This is a genomic window from Microcoleus sp. S36a_B3, assembly GCF_036700745.1.
Lineage (GTDB): Bacteria > Cyanobacteriota > Cyanobacteriia > Cyanobacteriales > Microcoleaceae > Microcoleus.
This window is the reverse complement of record NZ_JAUBPN010000024.1, coordinates 69,102-80,190: the sequence shown is the minus strand read 5'-3', so window position 1 is coordinate 80,190 and position 11,089 is coordinate 69,102. Positions and strand designations below refer to the sequence as shown.

The 11,089-nt window shown below is 49.6% G+C and carries 7 protein-coding genes; 5 read left to right on the top strand and 2 right to left on the bottom strand.

Translation table 11 applies throughout. The features are described 5' to 3' along the window. Positions 1-475 precede the first annotated feature (475 nt). Positions 476-5,404 (top strand): PAS domain S-box protein, encoded by a 4,929-nt coding sequence (locus QUA01_RS21740; protein WP_333092620.1) that lies wholly within the window; start codon positions 476-478, stop codon positions 5,402-5,404. 613 nt (positions 5,405-6,017) lie between these two features. Here the strand turns inward: QUA01_RS21740 and QUA01_RS21735 are convergent. After that, a complete protein-coding gene (locus QUA01_RS21735; RefSeq protein ID WP_333092621.1) occupies positions 6,018-6,401 on the bottom strand; it encodes a WGxxGxxG family protein in 384 nt (127 codons plus the stop codon). 324 nt (positions 6,402-6,725) lie between these two features. Between QUA01_RS21735 and QUA01_RS21730 the strand changes: the two genes are divergently transcribed. Both QUA01_RS21730 and QUA01_RS21725 read left to right on the top strand, forming a co-directional pair. Next, the gene (locus tag QUA01_RS21730) at positions 6,726-7,370 is read left to right on the top strand and encodes a hypothetical protein (protein ID WP_194010953.1); all 645 of its coding nucleotides are present in this window, start codon (positions 6,726-6,728) and stop codon (positions 7,368-7,370) included. 20 nt (positions 7,371-7,390) lie between these two features. After that, positions 7,391-8,140 (top strand): pentapeptide repeat-containing protein, encoded by a 750-nt coding sequence (locus tag QUA01_RS21725; protein ID WP_333092622.1) that lies wholly within the window; start codon positions 7,391-7,393, stop codon positions 8,138-8,140. Positions 8,141-8,193: 53 nt separating this feature from the next. On the opposite strand, the gene QUA01_RS21720 is transcribed toward QUA01_RS21725, so the two are convergent. Next, positions 8,194-8,721 carry a hypothetical protein gene (locus QUA01_RS21720; RefSeq protein ID WP_333092623.1) on the bottom strand — a complete coding sequence of 176 codons (528 nt, stop codon included), beginning with the start codon at positions 8,719-8,721 and terminating at the stop codon, positions 8,194-8,196. Positions 8,722-8,807: 86 nt separating this feature from the next. Here QUA01_RS21720 and pyrE point away from each other — a divergent pair, with 86 nt between their 5' ends. Next, positions 8,808-9,383, top strand: a complete 576-nt coding sequence (pyrE, locus tag QUA01_RS21715; RefSeq protein ID WP_333092624.1) for an orotate phosphoribosyltransferase — start codon at positions 8,808-8,810, stop codon at positions 9,381-9,383. A gap of 156 nt (positions 9,384-9,539) precedes the next feature. After that, complete coding sequence (gene dcm, locus QUA01_RS21710; RefSeq protein ID WP_333092625.1) at positions 9,540-10,826, top strand: DNA (cytosine-5-)-methyltransferase; 1,287 nt, start codon at positions 9,540-9,542, stop codon at positions 10,824-10,826. The last annotated feature ends 263 nt before the right edge of the window (positions 10,827-11,089 follow it).

Below are 11,089 nucleotides of genomic sequence, written 5' to 3'. Positions count from 1 at the left end.
GAATTGGGAATTGGGAATTGGGAATTGGGAATTGGGAATTGGGAATTGGGAATTGGGAATTGGGAATTGGGAATTGGCCCGCGCAGGGCCGCGCAGGCGAAGCGAAGCCCAAAAGTTTAAATCTCCTAGCTGGTAGCTAACCCTCTCTCTTAATTACCGATTACCGATCGCTCGTGCTTACCTCATGTTACACAGAACCGCTATATCACTGTATTTTCCTTGTCCGGGACTGACTGAATTACGCGATCGAGTCAGATAGGGGAAAAAGCGCGATTCGGGAATAAAATTGTGCATAAGGCCGCAACAAGAGCAGAGGCAACCAAGGCTATAAACTAGCCTGAAAAATTAAACATAGTTCCCAAGACAGATAACAGATTATGTCTGTCGGTAGATAATAAAATGTAGCAGATAATTTAAGTGCGCTCTGATATCCGACCGCCCGCAGGAACAGAAAGACATCAAAACGACTAGATAGATGGAAACTTGGCAAACCCCACAAACTAATTTAACCGACATTTCGATCGCAAAGCTTCTGTCGCGCCGCACCCCTCGATCGCCCGATTTGCACGCAGAAAATCGGGCGCTGCAAACCCTTGCCCAACAACTGGCAACCTCCCCCCGCACCATGCTCCAAACACTCGCGGCGATCGCGCGCGATTTGTGTCGCGCAGATAGTGCCGGAGTCTGCTTGCTAGCAGAAAATGCCACATCAGAACAAACTTTTTATTGGGAATCTTTAGCGGGCGCGTGGGAAGCCGCAGAACAACCAAACAAACCTCGGACGCTCAATGAAGTCGGAGCCAATCTAGACTTCCAAACTCCCCAGCTTTACCTGCATCCAGAACAATACTTGCAGGACTTGCTGCCGCGCCCGCTGCCGATCGCCGAAGCCTTAGTCCTGCCGCTGCTAGTAGAAAATCAACCGCTGGGAGCAATCTGGATTGTCTCCCACGATGGCGGCCAGTTCGATACCGAAGACCTGCGGATCGGGCTGATGCTATCAGACTTTGCCGTTGCCGCCCTAAAAGTCGATCGCGCCGATCGCACCAAAGAAGCTTGGCGAGAAAGCGAAGAACGCTGGCAGCTTGCATTGCAGAGCAACAACGACGGCATTTGGGAACAGGATTTACAAACAAATTGTCATGTAGCGAGCGATCGCTGTTTACAGATTTTGGAACGCCGGCCCGAAGAAGTCAAGGATCTAGCCCAATACGTGAGCTACATTCATCCCGACGACTTGGAGAGAATTCAAAGCAAGTGGCAGGAACATTTGCACTCCAAAACCTCCCATTACTGCGGAGAATACCGCATCCTCTGTCCCGACGGGCGCTACAAATGGATTTTAGTCAGAGGGCGAGCAGTTTGGGACGAGTCGGGCAATCCCGTGCGGGCCGTGGGTTCCCTGACAGATATCAACGATCGCAAACAAACAGAAACAGCCTTCCAACAAAGCGAAGAACGTTTGAGCGTCGCCATCGAAGGCTCCGGCATGGCAACCTGGGATCAAGACTTGGTAGCAAATCGAGTAATTTGGTCGGCCAACCATTTCAGGATTTTCGGCGGAGAACCGACATTGAGCGGCGAAACAACGCTCGGAATGTGGAAAAACTGCGTGCATCCAGACGACTTAAAGCAAGTCATGCAAGCAGTCAAAACAGCTCGGAAAACCCGCGCGCTATACTCGATTGAATACCGCATCATCCGCGCCGACACCAAAGAAATCCGCTGGTTGAGCGTGTCCGGGCGCTATTTTTACAACGCAGCAGGCTCCGCAGTGCGGTTTGTCGGAGTAGTATTGGATGTTACCGATCGCAAAAAAGCCGAACTCGATTTGCAAGAAAGCCACAACCGCTTTCAACTAGCGACAAGGGCGATCGACGGCATGGTGTTTGAGTGGGATATAGCATCCAACAGCGTTTACCGTTCCGAAGGACTGTACTCCCTCATCGGTGTCCGGCCAGAGGACGCAGCGGCAACACGAGAGTGGTGGAGAGAACGCATCCATCCCCTCGATTTTGCCCGCATCCAGGCCGAGACGGAAGCAATATTGACTCTCGAACGCTACGAAAGCGAGTACCGAGTCCGGCACGAAGACGGCCGCTGGATCGATGTTTGGCAGCGCGGCACCGCGATTCGCAACCAGCAAGGCGAAGTGACCAAAGTAGTCGGCTTCACAACCGACATTACCAAGCGCAAACAAGCAGAAACAGCCCTGCGCGATCGCGAAACCCGCCTGCAGTTGATACTCGACAGCGCCAAAGACTACGTCATCATCACCCTCGACACCGGCGGACACCTTACCAGTTGGAACGCAGGCGCAGAGAGATTGCTGGGCTATTCCGAAGCAGAAATCGTCGGCCGGCACGGACGAATCATCTTCACCCCAGAAGACTCAGCAGCCAGAAAGCCGGAATTAGAAATGCACCTAGCGCTGACTGAAGGAAAAGCAGAAAACGAGCGCTGGCACCTGTGCAAAGACGGCAGCCGTTTTTGGGGCAGCGGGCTGGTGATGCCCCTGCGGGACGCAGGAGGCGAGGTGCAAGGTTTCCTGAAAATCATGCAGGACAAAACCGAGCGCCGGCAAATAGAAGAAGCACTGCGGCAAAGCGAAAATCGCTACCGCACTCTAGCCGATGCCGTGCCGCAGTTAATGTGGATCAACACCGCCGACGGCAGGTTAGATTTTTGCAACCAGCACTGGCAAAACTACACGGGCATGATTCCAGAATTGCCTCTGACAGTGCCTGTGCTGGAATTATTTCATCATGAGGATTTGCCCGCAGTTGTCGCCACCCGCACTCAGGCGATTCAAGCAGGGGAATCCTACGAATTTGAATGTCGGGTACGCAGGTTTGACGGCAGCTACCGCTGGCATTTGGCGCGACTTGTCCCCGTCAAAGACAGCCGGGGAAAAGTGCTGCAATGGGTCGGAATCGGCATTGATATTGACGATCGCAAACAAGCCGAAGAAAGCTTAGCAGAAAGCGATCGCCGCTTCCGCTTCCTGGCTGAATCGCTGCCCCACCTGATTTGGAATGTAGACACCGCCGGAAAACTTCGCTTTGCCAATCAAAAATGGTCGGAATATCTGGGAATGTCCTACGAGGAAGCCACTCAAAACAATTGGGAGTCTTTGGTGCCGCCGTCGGATTTGGCAGAATGTTTTGCCCGCTGGCAAGAGTGTCAAATTACCGGAGAATTTTATCAAGTTGAGTTCCGCCTGCGGCGGGCCTCCGACCAAATGGAACGCTGGCATTTGTCCCGCGCCGTGCCAATTCGCGACGGCCTCGACCAGATTGTCGAGTGGATAGGCACGAATACCGACATTCACGATCGCAAAACAGCCCAACTCAACGAACAGTTTCTCTCGGGCCTCGAACTCCGCTTGCGGCAGCACTCCAACCCCGCAGAAATGTTGTGGGAAGCTACGAGCAGTCTGGGAGAATATCTACAGGTCGATCGCTGCATCTGGCACGAAATCGATACTGCATCGGGACTGGCAATTGTCGATCGAGACTGGCACCGGCCGGGCTTAGCGAGTATCGCCGGCACCTATCCAATCTCAGACTTTAAGACGCCAGAATTGACAAATCTCTGTATGGCAAATCAACCACTTGTCATCTCAGATATCGCTAATTACCCGGATACAGCCTCTTTGGTCGATAATTACGGTGGTCTTGGCATTCGCGCTTTAGTCGATGTTCCCTGCCTTCAGGGAGGGCGCTGGGTGGCTGTTTTGGTGGTGACATCACAGGCAGTGCGGAACTGGCAGATTGATGAAGTTTCGCTGGTGCAAGAAGTGGTGGCTCGCCTCTGGACGACGATCCTGCACGCGCGAGCCTTGCAGGACTTGCACGAAAGCGAGGATCGGTTCCGCGCCCTAGCTGACAACATCGCCCAGTTGGCTTGGATGACAGATGCCACAGGATGGATTTTCTGGTACAACCAGCGCTGGTTTGACTACACGGGGACAACCCTAGAGCAAATGCAAGGCTGGGGCTGGCAGCAGGTGCACCACCCGGAACACGTCGATCGGGTTGTCGCAAAATTTAGGCGCTGCATTGAAAAAGGCGAACTCTGGGAAGATACTTTCCCGATTCGCGGTAAAGACGGATCTTACCGCTGGTTTCTCTCCCGCGCCGTGCCGCTTCACGACGAGAAAGGCAATTTGCTGCGCTGGTGCGGTACCAACACCGACATTACCGATCGCCTCGAAGCAGAAGCGGAACGGGAACGCCTGCTAGCCCTCGAAAAGGCCGCCAGGGAGGAAGCAGAACAGGCTAACCGCGTCAAAGACGAATTTTTGGCTGTTTTGTCCCACGAATTGCGGACTCCCTTAAACCCGATTATGGGCTGGGCAAAGCTGTTGCAATCGAACGTGCTGACACCGGAAAAGCAGCGCTACGCCCTAGAAACGATCGAGCGCAACGCCAAACTACAAACTCAGCTAATCGAAGATTTGCTCGACGTGTCGCGGATTCTGCAAGGCAAAGTCAGTTTGAATATTGTACCTGTGGATTTAGCTGAGGCGATCGACAGCGCTATGGAAACTGTACGTTTGTCGGCCCAAGTCAAATCGATTCAAATCAACGCTCAATTTGCACCGAATGTCGGCAGGGTTTTGGGTGATGGGGGCAGGCTTCAGCAGGTTGTGTGGAATTTGCTCTCAAATGCTGTCAAGTTCACCCCGGCGGGAGGCAAAATCGACATTGCTCTCGATCGGGTTGACACTGACGCTCAAATTAGTGTAACTGATACGGGCAAAGGTATAGAACCTGATTTTCTGCCCTACGTGTTCGACTATTTCCGGCAAGCTGACAGCACGTACACGCGCAAGTTTGGCGGATTGGGTTTAGGATTGGCGATCGTCCGCCATCTCGTCGAGCTCCACGGCGGCACAGTGACATCCGACAGTGCAGGCGAAGCAAAAGGCGCGACTTTTACAGTCAAAATCCCCCTGATGCCCGTGCAACCTCCGATAATTCCTGCTGCAAGTGCGCCGCCGGAGAAGTCCTTCAATTTGAGCGGTATCCGCGTGTTAGCGGTGGACGATGATGCTGATGCGCGAGATTTGGTGGTTTTTCTGTTGGAGGATTGCGGCGCAAGCGTGACGGCAGTTTCTAACGCTACCGATGCCTTGGCTGCTTTAATTGTGTCTTTGCCGGATCTGCTGTTGAGCGATATTGGAATGCCCGACACTGACGGTTATATGTTGCTGCGGCAGGTTCGGGCTCTGCCTGCAGAGCAAGGCGGACTTGTGCCGGCGATCGCCCTCACGGCTTATGCTGGAGAAATTGACTACCGGCAAGCGCTGGCTGCGGGTTTCCAGCGGCATCTTTCTAAGCCTTTAGATCCTGACAAGTTGCTGCAGACGATGTTGGATTTGCTCGATCGTTCTGGTTGATTTTTTTAAGGTCTTTTTGTGGGTGAAAGGTCTTTGTTTGACGAACCGCGAAGACGCGAAGGGCGCTAAGGAAGAAGGGATGAAGAAAGGCAGAAGTTATATCAAATCCTCTCTTCATCGGAATAGTAAATTAACTGTTAACTGTTAACTGTTGACTGTTAACTGTTGACTGTTAACATCATGAGGAGTGCAACCGGAATTGAGGTTAATCGTCTCAAGTCGGGTTCTACCGACGATGATTTTGAGGCTGCGACGGTTGTTCGATCGCGCATTATCTCAAACAAAAAAACCTCCATTTGCGAGGTTTTTTGATAATTGTTGATGCTAGTCCGACAAGTTATAAGCCTTTCTGTTCTCTCATAGGAGGTACTATCCGGGATAGGGCATAGGGCATCGGGCCTAAAAGCATCGGGCCTAAAAGCATCGGGCATAGGGCCTAAAAGCATCGGGCATTGCAACCAACAAATAACCAATAACCAATAACCAATAACAACTGTTAACTGTTAACAGTCAACAGTCAACAGTCAACAGTCAACATCACCAGGAGTGCAAGCGGAATTGATATTAAATATCCTATTCCTGCATGATTGTCTGCTGCAAGTCCACGGGAGCATTAACGGTAGTCGGTACGCACGGCTGGATCGCGATCGCCCGTTGTAGTTGTATAGCGGACAGTTTCTTCGCGTTTGCGGGGAATTAAACCGAACAAACCAGTCAAGCCTAGCAAGCCCAACCATCCCCAATCAAAACCGCGATCGGCATCAGCATTGTACACATCGGAGCGAGGAACGGTAGTGGTAGTGGTGGTGCTGTTAGTCGTGGGATCTGGAGCTGTCTGAGCATCGGTGCTCGGAATAGTAGTAGTTGTGGTGGTTCTGCTGTTAGTACCGGGAGCTGGATCTGTCTGAGCCGAAGCAGGCAGATGAGTTGGCACAATGGCTAAACCAGCAGCTATAATACCTGCACCAATTGCCTTGGATAAATTAGAACGCTTCATAATTCAAATGCTCTCTGCTTAGAAAAATCTTTAACTATCACCAATATATCGATCGGCTATTGCAGCTACATCCACCTCTAGCAGTAAACATTCCTAAATTCCAGCTATCACTATAGATTTATATCCAATTTTTAGCAGGCGCACGAAATTAAACATAGCTCGCGCAGGCACTCCGACACTAGAAATCCCCGGCCTCGCACCTCCCTCGCCAGTTTCGGCACTCCTGGACTTGGGACAACTTAATCATGTGTTGTTGACAAAAAAAGGTACACTCAGATCTTGCACAGACAACAGTTGGAACTCGATCGACGGAGATCAAAACTTTTGGGAATAGAGCTACGCAGCTACGTATTTCTAGACAACTTGCAGCCGCAGCACGCAGCATACATCGGCACAATCGCCGCTGGATTCTTGCCGCTTCCTGGGGATGCGTCGCTGTGGATAGAAATCTCACCCGGTATCGAAATTAACCGAATTACCGATGTCGCCCTCAAATCCGCCTCCGTGCGCCCCGGAGTGCAGATAGTCGAGCGCTTGTACGGCCTGCTGGAAGTACACTCTGGCCAGCAGGGAGAAACGCGGGCCGCAGGGAAAGCAATTCTAGAATTCATTGGAGTCCGCAGAGAAGAATCTATTAAACCGCGAGTAATTTCTAGCCAAATTATTCGCAACATTGACGCGCACCAAACACAATTAATCAACCGCACCCGCCGCGGACAGTTGCTGCTGGCGGGACAAACGCTTTATGTCTTAGAAGTAGAACCAGCAGCCTATGCAGCGCTGGCGGCCAATGAAGCAGAAAAAGGCGCATCGATTAATATTTTAGAGGTTCAGGCTGTCGGCAGTTTCGGGCGACTTTACCTCGGTGGCTCAGAACAAGATATTTTAGCAGGTTCCCAGGCAGCAATTGCAGCGGTGGAAAGCATATCTGGTCGGGAAAATCCAGCAATTACCGGTCGCAAGGAATAGCCATTAAAGGAGATGCAATTATGGCAAACCCACAGCATTTAGCGCTCCTGAAAAAAGGTGCAGTTAGTTGGATTGAATGGAGAAATCTCAACCCAAATATAGAACCCGATCTCAGCGAGGCTAACTTCGCCCAAGCCAATCTCAGAGGCGCGCAACTCGGGCGGTCAAACCTTTTTAAAATAGATTTATTTAATGCTAAATTAATTGCCGCAAACTTTGCCGAATCTAACCTCAGTTTAGCAAATCTTGCGGGAGCGCAACTGCTCGAAACTAATTTGATTAAAGCCAATTTAACTGGAGCAAATCTCCGAAATGCTGACTTCATGGGAGCCGATTTGAGCGGTGCCAATCTCATTGGGGCGGATCTCAGCGCTGCTAATCTCCAACAAACTGATTTGGGAGATGCGAATTTAATCGGTGCGGTGATGTTTCGAGTTAAGGCGATCGGCGCAAACCTCAATAATGCTAATCTCAGTCAAGCTAATCTCAATCAAGCCGAATTGATTGAAGCACATTTTTACGCAGCTAATTTATCTAAAGCTAACCTCGGGGAAGCTCACTTTACTGCTGCTTATTTTTTCAGGGCAAATCTCAGTTTTGCTTTGTTGAGCGGTGCCGATTTGCGGTGGGCTAACCTCGGCAAAGCTGATTTGAGGGGAGCGAATTTGACCGGGGCAAATCTCAGAGGGGCGAACTTGGCGGGAGCTAATCTGGACAAAGCTTATTTGAAAAAAACAATTATGCCTGACGGCAGCATTGTTTCATCATAGGTTCGCAGCGAGGACTCTTCGTCCTGACTGCGAACCAATTGTCTCACCGGGAATTAATTTCCTCGAACTGGTGATACTTGATAAAGTCCTCTAACGGGGCCTGGGGCTGTCTGTGAATCTTGCTGCTGCTCTCTCGGTAAAAATTGGTCTTGGAGTCCGGCGGGAGTGGCGAAACAGCCGCTCGGTTGAGGTGATAGCTGGCAAGCCGGAGGCAGCGCCATGACTGAGGAATCGAAGGGATTGACGGCATCTGGGACGCGCAAAATCGGATCGCTGGAAACTTGCCGCTGCATTACTCGTCGGTAAAAGCCGTTGATGCGGCTGGCATCGCGCTCGATTTCTTTTTCGGGAAAGGCAACTACGCCGCTGGGGGCACCGATGCCTAAATAGTCGCCCATGTAGCCTTGCAAGCTGACGTTGTGGTAAAAATCTCCTGAAGCTTCAAAGAATTGTCGGTTGAAGTCGTCGCTAATCGGGTGAAATCGGGCTGGTTCTGCTTGAGCTGCTTTGACGGATGCGAGTGTGGCAGAGGCGACAGCGAGAATTAAGGCGCGGCTCAGAGTTTTTAATTTTTGACTCATATATTTCTTCGGCTTTTAGATTAATTCCGATTCCAATATAAACTGATTATCGGCGGATTATTTGTGTTTGTTACACGGTGTAAGTTATGAATGCTGGGGATTTAAAGGTGCTGCGCGATCGACTTTTGGATTTGTTGTGCGAGTTTGCGTACCGCGAAGGGGATTTTGTGTTGTCTTCGGGGCAGCAAAGTTCTTATTATATCAACTGCAAACCGGTGACGCTGCACGCTGAAGGTGCTTTGGCTACGGGGCGCTTACTCCTCTCTATGCTGCCGGCTCAGGTGCAGGCTGTGGGCGGTTTGACCTTGGGTGCTGACCCGATTGTAACTGCGGTAAGTGTGGTTTCGGCTCTGGAAGGTCGATCTATTCCGGCGCTAATTGTCCGCAAAGAGACGAAGGGACACGGGACAATGGCCTATATTGAGGGGCCGCTGTTGCCCGCTGGGACTAATGTGGCGGTTTTGGAGGATGTGGTGACGACGGGCAAGTCGGCGATGCAGGCGGTGGAACGGCTGCGGGGTGCAGGTTATAAAGTCGATCGCGTGTTGTCGCTGATCGATCGAGAGCAAGGTGGAGCTCAATTATATCGCGAGCAGGGATTGGATTTTCAGGCCGTTTTTACGATCGCCGATCTCAAGGAATGGATTAGTACCAAGAAATAAGCTGGCGCATCTAAATTTTACCCCAAAATTTCTCGTTTCTCGTTACCAGGTTCTACCTGGTAACGAAGATGCTTTGGCTGTGCCTCGTATGAAAGAGGGTTTCAATCCTGTTAAAAATGCTGCAAGATATCCATCTCAAACAGCAATTTTTATGCTATGAAAACCATCCGTTTTATTGACCTATTCTCAGGAATAGGCGGCATGAGATTAGGTTTCGAGTCAGCCGCTGATTCCTTGAATCTAAAAATAGAATGCCTCTTAAGCAGCGAAATTAATCCCGACGCTCAATTAGTTTACCGCAAAAACTTTGCCGACACACCTTTAGGCGATATCCGACTAATTGACAGACTACCAAAACACGATATTTTACTAGCAGGATTCCCCTGTCAGTCTTTCTCCGCTGCTGGCAAAAAAGCAGGTTTTGGCGATACCAGAGGAACCTTATTTTTTGAAATAATGAGGCTGATTGATACCGCTAAACCTCAAGCATTTATTTTCGAGAACGTGCGAGGACTTGTCAGCCACGACGGCGGCAGAACCCTCGAAACAATTAAACACGAAATTACCACTAGAGGTTACAGCTTCGATTGCTTTTTGCTCAACAGTTCTAACTTTAGCTTACCTCAGAACCGCGTCCGAGTTTACCTAGTCGGAATTTTAAATGCTTCGCCCCAATTTGACTTAGTTTCCGACTTAGGGCCAAAAGATTCCCATTCCTGTAACCACCAACAGCTATCGTTATTTTCCCCGTTAAGTAAACTTGTCACAGTGGCAGATATTTTGGAAGACAATCCAGGCCCAAAATATGATTGTTCGCCAGATTTTGTCAAGGCATTAAAACAAATTGTTAACAATGATTTAAATCGCTTGCACGGAATGCGGTTAATTGACTATCGCGGCGGCAATTCGATTCATTCTTGGGAACTTGGTTTGCGAGGAAAATGCAGTTTAGATGAAATTGAGTTGATGAATCTTTTTATATTAAAAAGGCGAAATAAAAAATTTGGCTGTCACCAAGATGGTAAACTTTTAAGTAAAGAGCAAATCGCTACTTTTTTTTCTCATCCCAATCTTGATGAAATTCTGGATTTGCTGGTTGCTAAGAAGTACCTACAGCGGAAAAATGATTTGTACAAGCCTGTGTCGGGTAATTTTTCTTTTGAAGTGTATAAATTTCTCGATCCGCAGAAGATTTCTGTAACGCTTGTTGCCAGCGATGCTAATAAATTAGGTGTTTATCACAATCACAGAGTCCGCCGAATTACTCCCCGCGAGGCGGCGCGGTTACAAGGTTTTTCCGATGGTTTTGTGCTGCATCCCAAGGATGATAAGGCTTACTATCAATTAGGCAATAGTGTGAGTATTAATGTGGTCAAGGCTGTGGCGAAAGAGGTTATGCAAAATGTTTTGTCTTCTATAAAACACAAAGTTAGTGTTTTTTGAATCACCAAGGATAGGCGAATTATATTGAGTGGGCAGTACGATTTTTTTGGGAAAAGCATATGCAAGTCCGCACTACGAACCTTTTTTGTTATGCCGATCGCACGCACATGATTTGATATAAATTCCGGTTGCACTCCTCATGATGTTAAGTGTTAACAGTCAACAGTCAACAGTCAACAGTCAACAGTCAACAGTGAATTTACTATTCCGCTCGCACATGATTTGATATTGTTTCCGATATTATTCACACTCCTCTCTCCCGA